Genomic DNA, 20,100 nt, shown 5'->3' with positions numbered 1-20,100 from the left:
TTCCGTCCCGGACATGAGCCGCCCGCATGTCCGGCGACGTATCTTCGGTTTTATTTTCGCAATGATGGAATAAACCGGTCGCGGTTTTCGTTTACCTGTAACCGGAACGGCGTTTTTTTGCCGTCAGCCGGCGGGAACGCTGCGCCACCATTGAGGAAATCAAATGACATTCAGGAAACTCCGTATCGGGCACCAACTGGCATTCAGTTTCGGTTTCATCGCCTTGCTGCTGCTGGCAGTGATTTTTCTTACCTACGGCCGTATCGCGTCGCTCAATGCGAACATCGGCCTGACCAACAACCAGCTTTATCCGCAGACCATCCTGGCCCATCGCATCAAGGACAAGGTCAACGAAGCGGTCATCAGCATGCGCAACGCCTTGCTGGTCGGCGATGCCGACAAGGCCAGGGCCGAGCTCGACAGCATCGAGACCGGTGCGCGCGCGATCGTCGCGGACATCAACGAGATCGACAAGAACACCGAGGCGGAGCAAGGACGGCAGTATGTCGCCGGCCTGATCGCGGCGCGCCAGCAATTTGTCGCGGCGCGCACGCATTTCGCCGAGACGCTGTTGCAGGACAAGAAGAGCGACGCGTCGGCCTTGCTGTTCAGCGAAGTCCTGCCGGCGCAGCAGAGCTATTTCAATGCGCTGGACGGCATGATCGCCTTCCAGGAACAGCGCATGACCGACAACGTCAGGCTGTCCGGCGCCGACGCCCAGCAGACGCAATACCTGCTGCTCGGCATTTCCCTGACGGCCTTGCTGCTGGGAGCGCTGATCGCCCGATACACCACGTTGTCCATCACCACGCCGCTGGCCAAGGCGGTCGTCATTGCGCGCACGGTGGCCGACGGCGACCTGAGCAGCAGGATTGAAACCGATGCGCGCAACGAAACCGGGCAGTTGCTGGCGGCCCTGCGCGACATGAACGAAGGCTTGCTGAAAATCGTCTCGCAAGTGCGTTCGGGAACGGCGGCGATCGCCAGCGCATCGTCGCAGATTGCGGCCGGCAATGCCGACCTGTCGTCGCGCACCGAGCAACAGGCCGGTTCGCTGGAAGAGACGGTGTCGGCGATGGATGCGCTGACTTCCACCGTCAGGCAAAACGCCGACAACGCGAAGCAGGCCAATCAACTGGCGACGTCGGCGTCCGACATTGCGGTGGCCGGCGGCAACGTGGTGCGCGAAGTGGTGGCGACCATGAACTCCATCAGCGACTCGTCGAAGAAGATCGTCGACATCATCAGCGTGATCGACGGCATCGCCTTCCAGACCAATATCCTGGCCTTGAACGCGGCGGTGGAAGCCGCGCGCGCCGGCGAGCAGGGGCGCGGTTTTGCGGTGGTGGCGCAGGAAGTGCGCATGCTGGCGCAACGCTCGGCGTCGGCCGCCAAGGAAATCAAGACGCTGATCGGCGACTCCGTGGATAAGGTCGGTTCGGGCACCTTGCTGGTCGAGCAGGCCGGCGCCACCATGACCGACATGGTCGCCAGCGTCAGGCGCGTGACCGATATCGTCGGCGAAATTTCGGCCGCCAGCCGCGAGCAGAGCAACGGTCTGGAAGAAGTCAACCAGGCCATCGGCCAGATGGACAAGGCCACGCAGCAAAACGCCGCGCTGGTGGAAGAAGCGGCCGGCGCCGCCTTGTCGATGCAACAGCAGACGGCCTTGCTGGCGCAGGTGGTTGGCGTGTTCCGTCTGGGCGACCGTCATGAAATTGTCGCCGCGCCGATGGCGGCAGGCGGCGACGGCAACAACAACCGGATACCGGCACGCTTGCCGACGGTGCTGGCAATTGGAGGCGGAGGCAGGGCCTAGCTCAGAATGTCACGCCCGAGATCAGGATGATGTTGGCGTAAGGTGTGAATTCGCCGGTGCGGATGACAGCCCGTGCCTGCCGCGTGCGAAGCTTGAATTCCTCATGCGGCAGAGTCTGCTTGCCGGCCAGGCCGAGCTGGCCGATTTGCAGGGCGAGGTGGGTGCTGTGTTCGGCCAGTTCCTCGGCCAGTACGTGATGCTCGACGTGCATTTCCGCAAGGATGGTTTGCAAGGTATCCATCAGGCCGGGCACGCCGCGCGTCAGCGCGAGGTCGATCAGCGGCACGCCGGGAGGCACCGGCAGGCCGGCGTCGCCGATGACGATGCTGTCGCCGTGGCCGAGCGAGGCGATCAGTTGCGACAGCGCGATGTTGAGCAGCGGTGTTTTCTTCATCTCAGTTGTCCAGTTCCTTGCGATAGGGGATGGAGGTCTGCGCGCCCACGCGCGTCACGCTCAATGCCGCCGCGCGCTGGCCGAAGGCGATGGCTTCCGCTTCGCTGCGGCCTTCGGCCAGCGCGGCGACGAAGCCGCCGATGAAGGTGTCGCCGGCGGCGGTGGTGTCGACCGCCTTGACCGGTTGCGCGTCGAAATGCATTGCGCCGCCGGCCAGAGCGGCATAGACGCCTTTCTCGCCGAGCGTCACCAGCACATTGCCGGAACCCCTGGCACGGAGCGTGGCGACGACGGCTTCAATGCGCTCGTCGCTGTCGGTGCCGACGGCGGGCATGCCGGCCAGCATGGCGGCTTCGATTTCGTTCGGCACCAGATAATCGATCTGCGCCAGCAATTCCATCGGCAGAGCTTGCGCCGGCGCGGGATTCAACACCACCGTCTTGCCCAGCGCGTGCGCCAGCCTGATGGCGTGGATCACGGTCGCCAGCGGCGACTCCAGTTGCAGCACCACGATGCGGGCTTGCTCGATCAGTTCGCGTGCGGCGTCGATGTGTGCGGGACTCAGCTCGGCGTTGGCGCCCGACGCCAGTACGATGCTGTTCTGGCCGTTGTCGTCGACCAGGATGGACGCGATGCCCGACGCTGTGCCGGCGATAGTGGCGATGCGGCTGTCGTCGACGCCGTCCTGGCGCAGGGCGGCGCGCAGTTGTTCGCCAAAGGCATCGTCGCCGAGACAGGCGATCATCGCGACCTTGATGGCGTCCGCGCTCAGGCGCGCGCAGGCCACGGCCTGGTTGGCGCCCTTGCCGCCGGGAATGGTGCGGAACTGGTCGCCGGTAATGGTTTCGCCCGGGAGCGGCATGCGCGGTACGCGCAAGACCAGGTCCATGTTGATGCTGCCGATGATGACTATCATGTGCGTCTTGAAAGAAAGAAGTAAGAGGAGTTGAAGCCGGTCATGCCGGCGCGCGCACCGTTGAGCCGCGCACGTGCAACTCCGGCATGATGGTTTGCCGCTGTACCGGACGGCCCGGATCGGCGATGCGGTCAAGCAGGCATTGCGCGGTCAACTGGCCCAGCCTGCGCGTGTTCTGCGCCACGCTGGTCAGCGGCGGATGGACGAACCGGGCCAGGTCGATATCGTCGAACCCGACTACCGACAAGGCCTCCGGCACCTCGATGCCGCGTTCGGCCGCGGCGCGCAACGCGCCGATGGCCATCAGATCGTTGCAGCAGAAAATCGCGTCCGGCCTCATCGGCGCCGTCAGCAGCGCGCGCGCCGCCGCATAGCCGCCCGCGCTGGTGAAATCGGCGTAGGCCAGCATGTCGTCTTGCAACAGCACGCCGGCCTCCGACAGGCTCTTGCGCAGGCCGGCGATGCGTTCGGCGGAAATGTCCAGGCTCTGCGGCCCGGCGATGCAGGCGATGCGGCGCCGGCCCAGCGACAGCAGGTGCTGCGCCGCCAGCGCGCCGCCGGCGGCATTGTCGACCGCCACCAGATCGATCGCCATATCTTTTGGCGCGCGGTCCAGCAGCACGGTCGGCACTTTCATCTTGCGCAGCAGTTCGCCGTCGGTTTGCGCCAGCGTGGCGACGATCAGGCCATCGCAGCGCTTGGTCAGCAGCACGTTGAGATAATCGCGCTGCTTGGCCGGATCGTCGTCGGAGTTGCACAGGATCACGCTGTAGCCGGCTGCATAGCAACTGTCCTCGATACCGCGTGCCACTTCAGAAAAGTACGGGTTGGTGTTGTTGGGGATGATCAGGCCGATACTGCCGGTGGCGTTGCTGCGCAGCGAACGCGCCAGCGCGCTGGGCACATAGGCCAGCGCCTCGACCGCAGCCAGTACGCGGTCGCGCGCATCGACGCTGACCGGGCGGGTCTTGTTCAATACATGCGACACGGTGGTGTAGGAAACCCCGGCCTGCCGCGCTACGTCCTTGATGGTTGCCATGTTCTGTTATCGCTCGATAGGTTCTTGTCAGTGACTGTCGCGTTCGCCGCGGCGGCGGTAGGTGTCGAGCACGACGGCGGCGACGATCACCAGTCCGGTGATGATGCGTTTCATCGGTTCGGAGACGCCGATCTGCGCCAGCCCGGCTTCCAGCACCGAGATGATCAGCACGCCGATGAAGGTGCTGATGACCGAGCCGCGTCCGCCCATCAGGCTGGTGCCGCCGATGACCACCGCAGCGATCACTTGCAGCTCCATGCCGACGCCACCGTTGGGATCGGCCGCCTCCAGGCGCGACACCTGGAACAGTGCGCCGACGCCTGCCAGCAAGCCCATCAGCGCGAACACCAGGATCTTGCTCGGACGCGGATTGATGCCGGCCAGCCGCACCGCTTCTTCGTTGGTGCCGATGCCGATCCAGTGGCGTCCGAGCACCGTGCGCGTGAGCACCAGATGGCCGACGATGACGACGGCGATCGCCGCCAGGAAAGCCGGCGACATGCCGAGGAGAATCGGCGAGCTGATGCCGTCGACCGCGCTGCCGATGTATTCGGTGCGCGAGTTGGTGACCTGATAGGCCATGCCGCGCGCCATTTCCAGCACCCCCAGCGAGACGATGAACGACGGGATGCGCCAGCCTACCGAGATCAGGCCGGTCAAGGTGCCGCACAGGCCAGCCACCAGGATGCCGAGCATGGCGGCGGCGAACAGCGGCCAGCCCCAGCGCACCATCGCCATCGACAGGACCGACGCCGCCAGCGCCATCACCGAGCCGACCGACAGGTCGATGCCGCCGACGATCAGTACGAAGGTCATGCCGACCGCCATCACGACCAACGTCGGGATGTCGTTGGACAAGGTGCTGAAGGTCGCCAGCGTGAGGAAATTCTCGCTCAGGAATGCGAACAGCACGCACATCGCGAGCAGGGCGGCGATCAGGCCGAGGTAGTTTTTCAGGCCGGACATACTGTAAAGGGAAACAGCGCGGTTGGGTGTGGTCATGATCTTGGTGGTGTGTGGTGTCGTCATGGTCAGGCTGCCTGTTGCGCGACCGGCGCAGAGGAGGGCGCATTCAGGTAGCCGCGGAAAGCCGCCGCGAGGATGGTTTCCTGGCTCCACTGGCCGCGCGTGAAGGTGTCGACCAGCTTGCCTGCGCTCATCACCGCGATGCGGTCGCAGATCAGCATCAGCTCACGCAGGTCGCTGGACACGATCAGCAAGCCCTTGCCCTGGCGCGACAGGTCGGCCAGCAGTTTGTAGATGTCGAACTTGGCGCCGATGTCGATGCCGCGCGTCGGTTCGTCGAACAGCATGATCGGGCAATCGCGGTAGAGCCAGCGCGCGATCACGACCTTTTGCTGGTTGCCGCCGGACAGTTCGCCGGCTGCCTGCGCACCGTCGCGCGAGCGGATGCGCAGGCGCCTGATGTAGTCCTGCGCGACATCCGTTTCGGCGTCGCTGTCGAGCACACCCATCCTGCTGACATCGCCGAGCCTGGCCAGTGTGGCGTTGACGGCAATCGACTGCGGCAGCAGCAGGCCCTGGCTTTTGCGGTCTTCGGTGATCATGGCGATGCCGGCGGCAACGGCGTGTTTCGGCGATCTGATGTCGGCGGCCTGCGTCTGGTCGCCGATGAATACTTCACCCTGGTCGGCGCGGTCGGCGCCGAAGATCAGGCGCAGCAGTTCGGTGCGACCGGAGCCGATCAATCCTGCAACGCCGAGGATTTCTCCGGTGTGCAAGTCGAACGAGGCGGGTGCGACCACGTCGCCGCGTCCCAGCTTGCGCACGCGCAGCAGGGGTGCGCCGATCTCGCGATGGCCGAGATCGAGTTCGGCTTCGGCGGCGCGGCCGACCATCAGTTGCACCAGCGCTTCGCTGTTATAGCCGGCGATGGCGTCGTCGCACACCAGCTTGCCGTCGCGCAGCACGGCGATGCGGTCAGCGACCTGTTTCAGTTCTTCGAGGCGATGCGAGATGTAGACGATCGCCACGCCTTCCGATTGCAGCCGCGCGATCTGTGCGAACAGCAATTCCACTTCGCGGCTGGTCAGCATCGCAGTCGGTTCGTCCAGCACCAGCAGGCGGCAACTGCCGATCAGGTTGCGCGCGATCTCCACCATTTGCTGATGGCCGACGCCAAGTTCGCCGACCGGCGTCCACGGATCGATGCCGCTCAGGCCGACTGCCGTCATTTGCGTCTGCGCCAATGCCGCCAGTCTGGGCTTGTCGATCCAGCCGAAGCGTTGCGGCAACTGGTTCAGGAACAGATTTTCGGCGATGCTCAGCGTCGGGATCAGGTTCAGCTCCTGCATCACCATGCGGATGCCGAGCTGTTCGGCTTCGCTGCGCGAGCGCGGCTGGTAGGGCTGGCCGTCGAGCAGCATGGCGCCGGTGGTGGGTTGCACCAGGCCGCAGACGATCTTCGACAGCGTACTCTTGCCGGCGCCGTTCTCACCAGTCAGCGCCAGGATCTGGCCCGGATGTATTTCCAGGGAAACGTCGCTGAGCACGGGTTCGACATAGGTCTTGCCGATGCCGCTGAGCGTCAGCAGGGCCGGAGATGGGTTGGGCATTCGGTCTCCACCGTGAAGGTGCGGTTCAGTATAACGAGAGGGGGCGGCATGCCTGAACATTCCGCCCCTTTGCTTCTGGAATTACTTGCTGTCCTTGGTCACCAGCGCGACCTTGGTTTCGACCGCGCCGCCCAGGCTGCTTTGCGGCTTCTTGTCGGTCAGCGCCTTGAGCACCGTTTCGATGCCGAACACCGCTTGCTGCGAAGCGAACTGGTCGGCGGTCGCCAGCACGCGGCCGTCCTTGAGCATCGGCTTGATGGCGTTGATGTTGTCGTAGCCGACCACCAGCACCTTGCCGGTCTTGCCTGCGGCCTTGACGGCGGCAACCGCGCCCAGCGCCATGTTGTCGTTGCCGGCCAGGATCGCCTTGATGTCGGGATGCGCGTTCAGCATCGAGGCGGCGACCTTGTTGCCGGGATCGATTTCCCATTGGCCGGATTGCACCGACACCACCTTGGCGCCGGCGGCGTTCATCGCATCCTGGAAGCCCAACGTGCGCTGCTGCGCGTTGATGGTGGTGGAGACGCCTTCAATGATGGCGACCTTGTCGCCGCTCTTGATCTGCCTGGCCAGGAAGTCGCCGACCAGCTTGGCGCCCTTGCGGTTGTCCGGGCCGACGAAGGGGACGGTGATGCCTTTTTCCTTCAATGCCGCATCGTCGAACTTGTTGTCGATGTTGACCACGATGATGCCGGCGTCGATGGCTTTCTTGATGACCGGGACCAGCGCCTTGGAGTCGGCCGGTGCGATCACCAGGCCATTGACCTTGGAGACGATCATCTGTTCGACGATCTTGATCTGGTTGGCGGTGTCCTGTTCATCCTTGATGCCGTTGGCGATCAGGTCATATTGCGCTGCGTGCGCCTTCTGGTGTTCCTTGGCGCCGTTTTCCATGGTCAGGAAGAATTCGTTGGCCAGCGACTTCATCACCAGCGCGACCTTGGGTTTTGCTGCAGTCTGGGCCGTGGCGGGCAAGGCCGGCAGCGCGCAGGCGAGAATGGCGGCGGCAATCAGCTTGAGGCGGATACGTGTATTCATCGAAGTCTCCAGATTCCAGATAGTCGTTGTGAGCGGCAGTCCGTATGGATCGGCTGCCGTTATTTGCGTGCGCAAACGTTTGCGCGATTGAATAATAGCACCGCAACCGGTCAAAATGAAGTCCACCGATGTAACGACTTATGCGGCAATGCGGCAGCTTTTCACGAATTCTTGCCGCGCGGGCGCAAGGAAAATCGCGGATCGATTCGAGCGGGCGGGACGACGCCGGGTGTAGTCAGCCGTTTTGCAACGCGGCAAAGGAAACTGGAAATAGCAAACGGGAGGGGGCAAAAAAACAGGCCGGGAAAACGCTCCCGGCCTGTTTTGCAAAAACCTGCGCTGACTCGTCCTCAGCGGCGACGGTTGCCGTTTTCCGCAGCCAGGGTGAGCGGGGCGGAAGCAGACGCCTTGCGTACCGGCGCTGCGCGGGTGTTCCTGGCGACCACAGGAGCCTTGCGCATCGGACGCGCCGGCGCATGGACCACCTGATGCACGCGTACAGGGCCGGCTGTCGGCGCCTGGTAAGGCACCTGCAATTGCAGGCTTTGGCCATTGGCCAGCGTATCGCGGTGCAGGCCGTTCCATTGCCTGATCTGGGCAACGCTGACGCGGTAGCGGCTGGCGATCGAATTGAGCGTGTCGCGCTTGCCGGCCTTCACGTAGATGCGCTTGAAATCGGGTACGTCAGGCGCCACAGCCAGACGGGCGCTGTTGGCCATTTCCGGCGTGATCTCTGTCTCCATTGAAGTCTCGGTCTTCGGCACCAGGATCGTCGAGCCGGCCTTCAGGAGCATCCTTGGCGGGATCTGGTTGACGCTGCGGATGACATCCGGCGTGGTGCCGAACCTGCTGGCGATGGTTTCGATGCGTTCACGTGCGCTGGAGACAGTATGCGCGGTCCACGACGACAAGGTTTGCGTGAACTTCGAGATATTGGCCTTGAACTTCTCCGCATTACTTTCCGGCAGCAGGATCTTGGTGTCATCGCCGCCGATGATGACCGGCCGGTTGAATTGCGGATTCAGGGCCTTGAACTCGTCGAGCGACAGCTCAGCCAGTTGCGCTGCGACTTTCACGTCGATGTTGTTTGTCTTGCCGATGGTAACGAAATAAGGCTGGTTGTCGACCTTGGGCAGATCGATGCCGAAGTCGCCCGGCATGGCGATGATGTTCTTGACGGCTTGCAGCTTGGGCACATAGTTGCGCGTTTCATTGGGCATCTGCGCCGACAGCGTGTTGAAATCGATCGGCAGGCCTGCCGCGAGGTTACGGTTGATGGCGCGCTGCACCGAGCCTTCGCCCCAGTTATAGGCAGCCAGCGCCAGTTGCCAGTCGCCGAACATGCCGTACAGTTTTTGCAGGTAGGTCAGCGCCGCATCGGTCGAGGCCAGCACGTCGCGGCGCTCGTCGGTGAACATGTTCTGCTTCAGGTTGTAGTCGCGGCCGGTGGACGGGATGAACTGCCACATGCCGGCCGCCTTGGCGGTCGACAGCGCCTGCGGGTTGAAGGCCGATTCGATGAACGGCAACAAGGCCAGTTCGGTCGGCATGCCGCGTTTTTCCAGTTCCTGCACAACGTGGAACAGATAGCGCGAGGCGCGCACGGTGGTGCGCTGGATATAGTCGGGACGCGAGCTGTACCACTGGGTCTGGCTGTCGACCAGCGGGTTTTCCAGATTCGGAATGCCGAAGCCCTTGCGGATGCGCGCCCAGATGTCGATGTCTTCCATGCCCGGCAAAGCGGAGGAGGGATCGTTCGGATTGATGGCGTTGAAGGGGGCGGGGTAGATCGAGATGTCGTTGGCGTGAACGAGGAGGGGAGTACCTAAAGAGGAAAGCGAGAGAAGTGCAACTATCGCTAATTTCCTGAATGTTCGCTGCATGGGTACGAGATCCTGTGCTTGAAGAAAGCGTTGTAGATTCATCGGTCGTCTTAGATTCACGCGCACCTCCTGCTACGAAGAAGTATGTGTCGAAACAGAAGCAATCTTGCGTACATCGATTTTGTTATTAAAAAACAACAAATCGTCTGTTTTATCTAAAAACGGCTTGCAAGCCGATGGAATTGGAGAATAGACGGAGTGTACGTAAGCCCCTTTTCACTCGTCAAGTAAAAATTCACGATTGTTACAAAGCTTAAGCTCTTGATTCGCTTGGCATTTGTCCGAAAAAAGCGGGAATTCGATGTTATTTGTAGTTATTCTTCCATTCGCGCAGTGCCGCGAATGTTTCCACCGGGTCAATTTGTGACGGCGCGGTAGGCAGCCGGCCCGCTTCCTGCAGGCGCGCGACCACGGCTTTTTCCTTGTAGCGCAGGAAAGGATTGGTTGCGATTTCGAGCGCGATGGTAGAGGGCACGGTCGGTTCGTTGTGGCTGCGCTTGGCCTGTTCCGCGGCGATGCGCGAGGTCAGCGCGGTGTTGCCCGGTTCGATTTCATGTGCGAAGCGCAGGTTGGACAAGGTATATTCGTGGGCGCAATAGACTTTGGTGTCGCCGGGCAGCGCGGTCAGTTTGGCCAGCGAGGCCACCATCTGCTGCGCCGTGCCTTCGAACAGGCGCCCGCAGCCGCCGGCGAACAGGGTATCGCCGCAGAACAGCCAGCCTTGTCGTGCGGCGTAATAAGCGATGTGTCCCTTGGTGTGTCCGGGCACGTCGATCACCTTGAGGTCCAGCGACAAGGCTGCGACGTGCAGCAGGTCGTCTCCCCACAAAGGCTCGGTAATCGTCGGAATCGCCTCGCCGGCGGGGCCGTAGACCGGAACTTGCGCATGTTGCAACAGCGTCGGCACACCGCCGACATGGTCAGCATGATGATGAGTCAGTAGAATAGCGGCCAGCGTCAGGCCGTGCGTCCGGAGCGCCGCGATGACCGGCGCCGCATCGCCGGGATCGACCACCGCCGCATTGATCCCGTCATGAATCAACCAAAGGTAATTATCGTCGAATGCAGGAACAGTCAATACACTCAATGAGGTGCTCAACGTGGACAATGCGGCTGGCGGAATGGCTGACATGGTTGGATAGGCACGCGTGATGGCAGAAATCGATACCGATGCGGAAAGTGCCATTATAGCCCTCGACGCCTGGCTGCATACGCCGATGGGCAATTACGTCCGCGCTTGGGAGCAAAAGCACCTGGATGCGCTGACGGCGGATATTTTCGGCTTCAACGCGGTGCAGATCGGCATGCCGCAGATCAGCGCACTGCAGGCCAACCGCATGCCTTATCGCTGGCTGACCGACAATTGCCTACCGACCGAGTCGCAGGAGGGACGCGAGATTCCCATGGTGGTCGCGCACGATTTTTCCGAACTGCCGTTCGCCACGCAAAGCCTCGACCTGGTGGTCTTGCCGCATGTGCTGGAATTCAGCGCCGAGCCGCACCAGGTGCTGCGCGAAGTTGAGCGCGTGCTGATCCCGGAAGGCCAGGTCATCATCTGCGGTTTCAATCCCACCAGCCTGTGGGGCATGCGGCAGGCGGCCGGGCGCCTGAGCGGCGCGCACTTCCTGCCGCAGGACGGCGAGTTCATCCGCCTGCCGCGTCTCAAGGACTGGCTCAAGCTGCTCAACATGGAAGTCAATCGCGGCCGCTTCGGCTGCTATGCGCCGCCCTGCGCCACCGATAAATGGCTGCAGCGTTTCGCCTTCATGGAAAAGGCCGGCGACCGCTGGTGGCCGTATTTCGGCGCCGTCTATATCGTGCAGGCGATCAAGCGCGTCAAGGGTATGCGGCTGATCGGCCCGGCCTGGAGCAAGCAACGGGTCAAGGTGCCCAAGGGCCTGCCCGCGACCAATCGCATCCATAAAGAATAGAATGCTGCCTGCGTCGGCCGACTGACCATCCACGATCCACGACCGGCGCAGACAGAGATCAATCAGAGAATCAACCTTAGAAACGAATATGGACAAAGTAGAGATTTACGCCGACGGCGCATGCAAGGGCAATCCGGGCACCGGCGGCTGGGGCGCGTTGTTGATTGCAGGCGGACGCGAAAGGGAATTGTGCGGCGGCGAGCGCAACACGACCAACAACCGCATGGAACTGAAAGCCGTGATCGAAGCGCTGGGCGCCCTGAACAGGCCCTGCGAAGTGGTCGTCTTCACCGACAGCCAATACGTCCAAAAGGGCATCAGCGAATGGATTCACGGCTGGAAAGCGCGCGGCTGGAAAACCGCCGCGCGCGAACCGGTCAAGAACGTCGACCTGTGGCAGGCGCTCGACGCCGCCCAGGCGCAGCACAAAATAGAATGGCGCTGGGTCAAGGGCCATGCCGGCCATCCCGGCAACGAGCGCGCCGACCAGCTCGCCAACCGCGGCGTTGAAACCGTCATCTGAAGCAAACGGGAATCCACATGCGACAAATCGTCCTTGATACCGAAACCACCGGCCTGAACGCCCGCACCGGCGACCGCGTCATTGAAATCGGCTGCGTCGAACTGCTCAATCGCCAGCTCACCGGCAACAACCTGCACTTTTACATCAACCCCGAGCGCGATTCCGAAGAAGGCGCGCTGGCGGTGCACGGACTGACCACCGAATTCCTCAGCGACAAGCCCAAGTTCGCCGAAATCGCCGACGAATTCCGCGACTATGTGCGCGGCGCCGAAATCATCATCCACAACGCACCCTTCGACGTCGGCTTCCTCGACGCCGAATTCAGGCTGCTCGGTCTTGCCTCCTTCAAGGAGCACGTTGACAACATCGTCGACTCGCTGCAGATGGCCAAGGAGCAGCACCCCGGCCGCCGCAACTCGCTCGATGCGCTGTGCGACCGCTACGGCATTTCCAACGCCCACCGCACATTGCACGGCGGCTTGCTCGATGCGGCCCTGCTGGCCGAAGTCTACCTGGCGATGACGCGCGGGCAGAACAGCCTGACCATGGATCTGTCGGATAGCGACGGCGGCGAAGAGGGGGAGGCCGAACTCGAACTGACGCCGCTGGCCGACATCATCGTGGTTGCTGCCGACGAAGAGGAACAGGGCCTGCACGAAACCGTGTTGAATGCGCTCGACAAGGAAGTCAAAGGCACTTGCGTGTGGCGCGCCGTCCCTGCGGAACCTGCGTAAATCATTTGCCGATCGATCCGGGAAAGAAGCGGCTTGCCCCGGCGATCTATTTCGTGCCATAATATGGGCCGCTTCACACAACGCCGTTTTTTGCAGGCGGTGACGGCAAAATGGAAGGTTAGCTCAGGGGTAGAGCACTGCATTCACACTGCAGGGGTCGCAAGTTCGAAACTTGCACTTTCCACCAGAATCAGAAAAGCCAGCCTTCGCGCTGGCTTTCGTCATTTCTGGCCTACAGAATTCCTGAAAGTGAATTTTGTGTCCTGTTGTCGAAAAGAGCGTTGCCGCACATTGGCGCACTCAACGGCAGCAAAGCATTTACGCGACAACATTTCTGCCGAAGCCTCAGGAGGTTTCATTCATCATCTTTTTCATTGTCGGCACGTTTGAAGCTCATCCGGCGCAAGACCGGCGCTTTGTCCACGAACTGGTGCCATAACGCGCCGGCAATGTGGAGTGCGACCAGAAAATAGATCCCATTCCCCATCAGTTCATGGAAGTTCTTGATGGTGCTGCGCAGTCCAGGGTTCGTGTCGATCAATGTCGGAAGATGAAGGCCGAAGAAGACCACTTCCCGCCCTCCTGCCTGAGTGAACAAGATGCCTGTTATCGGCAGAGCGAACATCAACGCATAGAGCAAGACATGCACAGTGTGCGCCGCCAGGCGTTGCGCGTCGGAGGCGCTCAATTCAGCGGGAGCGCCATAGCGCAGGCGGGCCAGCAAACGCAGCAGTGCAAACAGGAAGACCAGTTGGCCCGCATGCATATGGAGCGTCCTCAGAATATCGCGCAGGGCCGCGCCTTTGGGAATGCCATCCCGATATTCGATGACTGCAAGGGCAATCGCAAAAAGGAAGAAGATCAGCCAGTGCAAAGCAATCGACAACGGGTGATAGGTTTTCTTGTGCATAGAATCTCAAGTACAGGTTGTGTTCTCGCCAATCTCCTCCTTGGCGCTAGATCAGAAGTGGAACGTCGCGCCCACTCCGAACTGCTGGCCGACTTCCGCTTTGTTCAATCCGACCTTCGCGCCGACGTCCAGATCTACGGATTCATTTGGCGAATAGATGGCGCCGAGCAGGACAAACGAAGGATTGACGTCGCTCGAGCGGGCGATATTTTGCGCGACGCCGGTATCGGCAACGATTTTCCATTGCGCGTTGATCGCATACCAGACCGCGGTGGACGCGCGCCAGACGACAGGGCGATTGGCCGCTTCGTCGTCGGCGGTGCCGTAGCGATTGATGGTTACGCCGATATTGGCGTGAAACGTCCAGGGTCCGTCTGCATAGGATGCTATTTGCGTTAGCGCCAGGCTGCTGCGTCCGTTGCCCAGTCCCTTGCTTTCATTGCCGCTCGGAAGAAAAAATTCCGGCTTGATCGCGAGGCTTCCACCGTTGCGATCGGCAAATCGCCATTTGGCGCCGACCGATACATCGCCCACCCCGGCGGACGGATAGAAGCTTGCAGGGGCATTTGTAAACACATCCAGGTTGTCGGTGGCGCCGTAGGTATAGGTAAATGCACCGACATGCGAGCCGACGCCCGACTGGCGCAGCCAGTCTGTATTGACCTCAACCTGATTGTTTCCTTTTCCTTGCGTTCCCGTGTCATCGGTAACCAAAGGGTGCGCCGCAAAGGCGCTGTAGCTGGCACTGCAAAGAACAAGCAGGGAGCCGAGATATTTTTTCATAGGACTGATTTCGAGAGATCGATACACGTCTGGAGCACTGCTCTTCAACCGGCAACAGGCTTCGGCGCGGGCCTCGACCGGCATGGCGCCGGCCGATGTACCCAATGCCTGGGACAATCACACAACGAGATTCGCAATTTCTTCAGGCCCCCGAGTACAGCGAGGAGTCAAGACCTTGGCCAGATGCCGCGATATCCACCTTGCCGGCACCATGCGGTTGCGTGGTTGCCTGGCGAGGCGTGACGGGATAGTCATCGCCATTGGCGATCAAGCCTTCACGCTGCGCCTTGACCAGATCGGCCTGAACATCCGCACGACTTTGGGTGTTGTGATAAGCGACCACAGGATAGTTGTCGCCGGCGCTCATGTTGGCGTTGTCTCTTGCCGCCGTCTCGCTGGCGGATTGGGCAAATGCAGCCACGGAAGCCATGGTCAATAATGCTGCGGCGGTGATACGGGTGATGTTGTTCATGATATTTCTCCACTAAGGTTCAGAATGCAGGGAACGCTGCCGATGCGTTCCTTCCGGTTATCGCCGTTTCTCAGGCGATGGATGCACTATGCTCCCTGGGTGATTAACCCTCGATGACAGCTTGATTAACAATTGTTAATCTTCGGGATGGCAGGATAAGTGGGGAAGTCCGGGGATAGCCGATGCCGCTGAATGAGCGGCTGCATGCGCAAACAGCCGTGCTCGGCGTCGCGTACGAAAGAAAGGGGAGGTCAGCCGCTGATGCGCAACGTCACTTTCAGTCCCGGATGAGCATCGCTCAGCGTCAGCGTACCGCAATGCAGCCTGGCGACGGCCGCCACCAGGCTCAAGCCCAGGCCGACGCCTGGAGTGCCGCGGCTGGCATCGCCGCGATAAAAGCGATCGAATACCTTTTCCTTTTCCACGTCAGGGATGCCAGGGCCGTTGTCTGTCACTGCGATCAGCTTCGTGCCGTCATCAGCGAGCGAGGTGTCGACGGTAACCGTGCCATTTTCGCCGACGAACTTGAGCGCATTGTCGATCAGGTTGCCGATTGCCTGCGCCAGGAGCAATGGATCGCCGGACATCGGCAACGGCCCCGACGACGTGAACCTTAAGTTACATTCCCGCGACTCCGCCAGCGGGAGATAGAAGTCGACAACGTCGCAAGCGACGCCGGCTGCATCAAGCTCGACAAATCCCGAGCGGCGAGCGCCGGTGTCGATCTCGGCCAGACGCAGCAAGGCGTTGAATATACTGATGACGCGATCGACGTCGGCAATGGCGCCGTGGATTTCATCCAGCATCTCTGTCGGCCCCGGCTGCGTCAGAGACAATTCTTCCAGACGTGAACGCAGCTCCGCCAAAGGTGTGCGCAGATCGTGCGCGATCGCATTTGAGACGTTGCGCACGCTGCCGATGAGCTGCTCGATCTGGTCCAGCATACGGTTTTCAGTGGCCACCAAGGTATTGAGCTCGCTTTCGCCGCTGTCATGCGGCAACCTGTGCGAAAAATCTCCCGCCATGATTGCCGATGCCGCCCGGTTGATATCCTTCACCTTGCCGAGTAAAGTGCGGCGCACGACCACTCCGCTGGCGATCCCGAGCAGAACGACGATGCCGGTCGCGACACCCAGGCTGAACAGGAAGAGATGTTCCAGTTGCTGGTATTTGTCGATGTTGTTGGCGACCAATAACCGATAACCGCCGGGCAAGGCAACGTGCATGGCGGCGACCCGCGTCTCCCTGCCGTTGATGTCGATCGAAAACGTGCGCATGCCTTGAGCTTCGGCAAGCGACGCAGGCCATGTGGAGAAATTACCGGCGATCCTGTTTCGCTGCCCATCGATCAGGAGGATCAGATCCTCGTCTCCGGCTGCCTTGGCGCCGACTTGAACATCGATGGCGGACTTCAGCGCAGCGGCCCCCTGTTCGTTGAAGATTTCAGCCAGGCGACGTGTATTGGCGTCCAGGATGTGAGCACGTTCCTCTTCTATTGTTTCGCGCCAGGCATACCAGAGCGGCGTCGCAAAAGCCGCCAGCACAACCAGGCTCACGGCGACGTAACTGAGCGCCACCGTCATTGCAGAGAACCGCAGGAACTTAGAACTCATTTCATAAACAGGTGTGAGTGCGAGCTTGTCCTGTTTGGGATGAAGAGCAAGGCGCGAATCGGAGTCAAGACTGCACGTCTTGACCCCGATTCGTAACGCGGCAATTCGCCCAAACAGGCCGCTCCCTCCGGATTTTTCCCGGAAAGGACGCTGGCCGCGTCGCGCTCCTTGCGCGTGCCTCGGCACGCGACGCGTCGCACGCCTTGCCAGTACCCTTTCCGGGAAGAACGCATCTCACGCCTGTGTATGAAATGAGTTCTAGTCATGGGCGGTCAACATGTAGCCAGAGTTTCGGATAGTGCGCAACAATTGGCAATCGGCATTGGCATCGATCTTCTGGCGCAGCTTGCTGATATGAACATCGACAACGTTGGTCTGAGGATCGAAGTCGTACTCCCAGATGTTCTCCAGCAACATGGTGCGGGTGACCACCTGATCGGCATGCCTCATCAGGTATTCGAGCAATTTGAATTCGCGCGGCTGCAACGTCACGGCCTTGCCGCCGCGCGATACTTTGTGGGACAGCAGATCCATGCTCAGGTCGGCCACCGCGAGAGTCGTCTCTGCACGCGTATCCTGCGAGCGTCGCACCAATGCATCCAGGCGAGCCAGCAATTCGCCGAACGCGAACGGTTTGACAAGATAGTCGTCGCCGCCGCTTTTCAATCCTCGAATACGATCATCCACCCCCGACAGCGCGCTGAGAATCAAGATCGGCACCTTGTTGCCCGTCTTGCGCAATGCCTCAATGATGCTCAGGCCGTCGATTCCGCCGGGGAGCATGCGATCCATGATGATCGCGTCATACGGCTCGCTTGCGCCGAAGAACATGCCGTCCCTGCCATTGGCGGCATGGTCGGCGGTGTGCCCTGATTCGCGCAATCCTTTCTTCAGGAATTGCGCGACGCGCTCATTGTCTTCGACGATAAGAAGTTTCATGGCTGGTTACATGTGAGTGTCTTTGGATGATAAATGGAAGGATAACCCACAAATCTGCCACGAGTCATGAAGGTCATTTGCATGCACCGGATGCACCTTGATCTGGCAGCAGTTCGCTGGCGCAGGCGGTCAGTCCAGCAGACTTGGATCGCGCAGCACCAGTTTCACTTTGCTGCGATACCATTCCTTATCCTCGGTGGATAGTGCCGTTAAAACGTCCATGGCCGTGGTGCGTGAACCTTCGACTGCTTCCGTGTCGAAAAACACATCGTTTGCCTGGTCCGTGAAATCGTCCCGTGCGGCAAGCATGGCTGCGTAGTCTTCGGGAAAGATCCGCTGCAACACCTGCTCGACGGCATTATTGCCTTCGAAATCTCGCAGAAAGTCGTCGCTCAAGTCCCGCACGTGCTTATTCAAATGGGCGACGGCGCGATCGACCTCATCGTCGGTCGCGCGGAAAACCGAGAGCCCGCCGTACAGACTGTCCTCGGACGTTTCGGTCAGATTCATTCCATGCTCGCTTGCCAGCCGCTGCGACAGGCTCAGATACAGTTCGACGCTCTCGCTGGCCGGATTGCGATTGGCCGCGGCGGTATCGCCGCGGCTGATGCGCTCGTTGGCAAACTGTGCGGCCAGGCCTTCCACGCGCACTTGCAGGAATAAACGTTCTATCGTTCTGAACAGCTCGCGTGGCGGTATTTCGTTGTGGTCGATCTTGCGCAGTTCGATTGCCTGTTTGACGCGCGTCAGGCCATAACTGACGCGGTCGCCGCATGCTCCGACGGCTTCCTTGGCGGCGTTATCGCAGGAGTTGAACAGCAGGGGATCGTCCGCGTTGACGAGGTAGTCGGTGGCGGCCTTGACCCTGCTCTGGTGCCGGCCTTGGCCGGAAATCGATCTGTTGTCTTTGACGTAGGCCGTTCCCGCCAGTAGCAGGCGAAGATCGGAGTATTGATCGGCGTGCCCCAGCTTTTCGGACAAGCTCGCAGGAACGATCTCGCGATAAAACGTTTCGCCATCGTCGCGCGATATTCCGACGGCAGAAGCGCCCCATCGGTCATATGCTTCGCGCAAGGATATTCTCTCCGCCAGACTCAAATTCCCGTTGTTGCGAGGATGGCCAACTGGTGCGGGTGACTGCCTTCTGCGCTCGATGCTATGTATCTCGCGCGCCAGACTGTCGGCGGCGATATCGTCCGTGGTGAGATAGGAAAACATTCCTTCGAGGCTGTTGTCTTGCGCAGGTCGCAGGCTGTCATTGTCGGGACGGATGCCGGGCTGGGTGTCGCGGCGAGTTGGCGTTGCGCCGGGCTGATCGCTCTCGCGTACCAGTTGCAGGATTGTTTCGATGTCGATTGTACCCTCAAGCAAGGCCAGGCCGTGCGTGAGCACGAAGGTGCGTACGATTTCGGAGCAGTTCTCCAGTTCGCGCTGGATCTCGGCACTCAGGCCCATTGCCCGGAATCCGGCTGTTTCCACCGCCGATAGTGGTGCGTGTGTGGTCGCTGTTCGGCGGCTGCCGGTATGATCAGCGCGCCGGCGCGGAATGTCCGTGGTGGTTGATCGCCTTGGCGTGCGTGGCACCGGTACCGGGGGGCGGTTTGCGTCGCGTGCCAGCCTCCTGATGGCCATGCTGTTGTTGCCGCGGGAGTGCAGAAATTGGCCATGCTGCAACACGTAAGTTTGCTCGCCAACCGGACGCAACGCCAGCATCATCATGTCGGTGGGGGTAAAACCGATCCGGCCGAGCAGCGGACTATGCGTCAGCACGAACTGTCGGAGATTGCCCTGCATACGCGCGAGGCTGAGCACGTCGGCAGGGGAGAAGTGTTGCGACCGGAGAATAGGCGACGAATACATCAGGAAGGAGCGGTTCCATTGCGACAACATTGCCGCTGCCAGCATATCGTCAAATTGGAAGCCGTGCTGCGCCAGCCAACAGGCGTTCCGGATCACAAATTGACATTGCTCGGGAGGGTATCTGGACAATACGGTACGTTGCGGCGTGCGTATACCTGCCGGCCGCATCGTATCCATTTCCTGCGGGGTGAACTCAAAGATGCCGGGGATACGCTGAGGCGGACGCGTGAAATAGCTGGCAGGCGGGCGGTAGTGCCCGGTGAATGTCGGCAGCGGGGCAGGTGGCGACTGATGGGTATTGAATGGTGCGAAAGAACCTTGTACGAAACCTGTGGACTGCGAAGGGGCGCCTCGTTCGAAGCGGGACAGAAGCGCTGCCCGTTCGCGTTCGTGCATGACTCCTCGGGCAGACGGATAGCTGTCAATCGTGCTCGGCCGGGGAGCTGGCGCGGCAGGCGGTAGTGGACGACCCGGGCGCCGGTAGGCGGGCTGCTCTTCTAAGGGGAGAGAATAATATCCACTATGATTGCTGACGTTGTACATGGGAGTGATCTCGGAGGAGCCCGGTCGCTATCATGAACGACAGGCAGTTAACGCAAGTGACAGCCAATCATCGACGATGCGACTTCAGAAAGATGCCGATGGGTGGCATACGGGGGCGAATGGTTCC

18 protein-coding genes and 1 tRNA gene are annotated in these 20,100 nt (G+C 61.0%); 5 read left to right on the top strand and 14 right to left on the bottom strand.

Annotation, left to right across the window (positions count from 1 at the left end; genetic code table 11):
• Positions 1-163: 163 nt before the first annotated feature.
• Entirely contained in the window at positions 164-1,819 is a 1,656-nt protein-coding gene (locus RV1423_RS30815) for a methyl-accepting chemotaxis protein (protein ID WP_081768705.1), read from the top strand.
• Between the two features lies 1 nt (position 1,820).
• On the opposite strand, the gene rbsD is transcribed toward RV1423_RS30815, so the two are convergent.
• The 8 genes from rbsD to gloB form a co-directional block, all read right to left on the bottom strand.
• Positions 1,821-2,213 (bottom strand): D-ribose pyranase, encoded by a 393-nt coding sequence (gene rbsD / locus RV1423_RS05420; RefSeq protein ID WP_034294063.1) that lies wholly within the window; start codon positions 2,211-2,213, stop codon positions 1,821-1,823.
• A 1-nt stretch (position 2,214) separates the two neighbouring features.
• Positions 2,215-3,129: a ribokinase gene (gene rbsK, locus RV1423_RS05415; RefSeq protein ID WP_034294062.1), complete on the bottom strand. Its 915-nt coding sequence runs from the start codon at positions 3,127-3,129 to the stop codon at positions 2,215-2,217.
• Between the two features lie 40 nt (positions 3,130-3,169).
• The gene (locus RV1423_RS05410; protein ID WP_034294060.1) at positions 3,170-4,168 is read right to left on the bottom strand and encodes a LacI family DNA-binding transcriptional regulator; all 999 of its coding nucleotides are present in this window, start codon (positions 4,166-4,168) and stop codon (positions 3,170-3,172) included.
• A 27-nt stretch (positions 4,169-4,195) separates the two neighbouring features.
• Positions 4,196-5,170, bottom strand: a complete 975-nt coding sequence (locus RV1423_RS05405) for an ABC transporter permease (protein ID WP_034294507.1) — start codon at positions 5,168-5,170, stop codon at positions 4,196-4,198.
• Positions 5,171-5,199: 29 nt separating this feature from the next.
• Positions 5,200-6,744, bottom strand: coding sequence for a sugar ABC transporter ATP-binding protein (locus tag RV1423_RS05400; protein WP_034294059.1), 1,545 nt, complete (start codon positions 6,742-6,744; stop codon positions 5,200-5,202).
• Positions 6,745-6,825: 81 nt separating this feature from the next.
• Positions 6,826-7,782, bottom strand: a complete 957-nt coding sequence (locus RV1423_RS05395; RefSeq protein ID WP_034294057.1) for a sugar ABC transporter substrate-binding protein — start codon at positions 7,780-7,782, stop codon at positions 6,826-6,828.
• A 350-nt stretch (positions 7,783-8,132) separates the two neighbouring features.
• Complete coding sequence (locus tag RV1423_RS05390; protein WP_034294054.1) at positions 8,133-9,665, bottom strand: transglycosylase SLT domain-containing protein; 1,533 nt, start codon at positions 9,663-9,665, stop codon at positions 8,133-8,135.
• Between the two features lie 304 nt (positions 9,666-9,969).
• Entirely contained in the window at positions 9,970-10,752 is a 783-nt protein-coding gene (gene gloB, locus RV1423_RS05385; protein WP_034294051.1) for a hydroxyacylglutathione hydrolase, read from the bottom strand.
• Positions 10,753-10,816: 64 nt separating this feature from the next.
• Here gloB and RV1423_RS05380 point away from each other — a divergent pair, with 64 nt between their 5' ends.
• From RV1423_RS05380 to RV1423_RS05365, 4 genes are all read left to right on the top strand, one after another.
• A complete protein-coding gene (locus tag RV1423_RS05380; RefSeq protein ID WP_034294048.1) occupies positions 10,817-11,596 on the top strand; it encodes a class I SAM-dependent methyltransferase in 780 nt (259 codons plus the stop codon).
• A gap of 88 nt (positions 11,597-11,684) precedes the next feature.
• A complete protein-coding gene (gene rnhA / locus RV1423_RS05375; RefSeq protein ID WP_034294045.1) occupies positions 11,685-12,119 on the top strand; it encodes a ribonuclease HI in 435 nt (144 codons plus the stop codon).
• Positions 12,120-12,136: 17 nt separating this feature from the next.
• Entirely contained in the window at positions 12,137-12,853 is a 717-nt protein-coding gene (dnaQ, locus tag RV1423_RS05370; protein ID WP_034294042.1) for a DNA polymerase III subunit epsilon, read from the top strand.
• A 112-nt stretch (positions 12,854-12,965) separates the two neighbouring features.
• Positions 12,966-13,040 (top strand) — tRNA-Val (locus tag RV1423_RS05365).
• A 168-nt stretch (positions 13,041-13,208) separates the two neighbouring features.
• Here the strand turns inward: RV1423_RS05365 and RV1423_RS05360 are convergent.
• From RV1423_RS05360 to RV1423_RS05335, 6 genes are all read right to left on the bottom strand, one after another.
• The gene (locus RV1423_RS05360; RefSeq protein ID WP_034294039.1) at positions 13,209-13,763 is read right to left on the bottom strand and encodes a cytochrome b; all 555 of its coding nucleotides are present in this window, start codon (positions 13,761-13,763) and stop codon (positions 13,209-13,211) included.
• 51 nt (positions 13,764-13,814) lie between these two features.
• Complete coding sequence (locus RV1423_RS05355) at positions 13,815-14,630, bottom strand: transporter (protein ID WP_306409260.1); 816 nt, start codon at positions 14,628-14,630, stop codon at positions 13,815-13,817.
• 58 nt (positions 14,631-14,688) lie between these two features.
• Complete coding sequence (locus tag RV1423_RS28455; protein ID WP_051516496.1) at positions 14,689-15,018, bottom strand: DUF4148 domain-containing protein; 330 nt, start codon at positions 15,016-15,018, stop codon at positions 14,689-14,691.
• Between the two features lie 251 nt (positions 15,019-15,269).
• Positions 15,270-16,631 (bottom strand): HAMP domain-containing sensor histidine kinase, encoded by a 1,362-nt coding sequence (locus RV1423_RS05345; protein WP_034294033.1) that lies wholly within the window; start codon positions 16,629-16,631, stop codon positions 15,270-15,272.
• A 258-nt stretch (positions 16,632-16,889) separates the two neighbouring features.
• A complete protein-coding gene (locus RV1423_RS05340) occupies positions 16,890-17,570 on the bottom strand; it encodes a response regulator transcription factor (RefSeq protein ID WP_034294030.1) in 681 nt (226 codons plus the stop codon).
• Positions 17,571-17,699: 129 nt separating this feature from the next.
• A complete protein-coding gene (locus RV1423_RS05335) occupies positions 17,700-19,826 on the bottom strand; it encodes an NEL-type E3 ubiquitin ligase domain-containing protein (RefSeq protein WP_197034880.1) in 2,127 nt (708 codons plus the stop codon).
• Between the last annotated feature and the right edge of the window lie 274 nt (positions 19,827-20,100).

This window comes from Herbaspirillum sp. RV1423, from assembly GCF_000577615.1.
Lineage (GTDB): Bacteria > Pseudomonadota > Gammaproteobacteria > Burkholderiales > Burkholderiaceae_D > Herbaspirillum.
The sequence above is the reverse complement of the archived record's forward strand: the minus strand, read 5'-3'. Positions and strand labels throughout refer to the sequence as shown.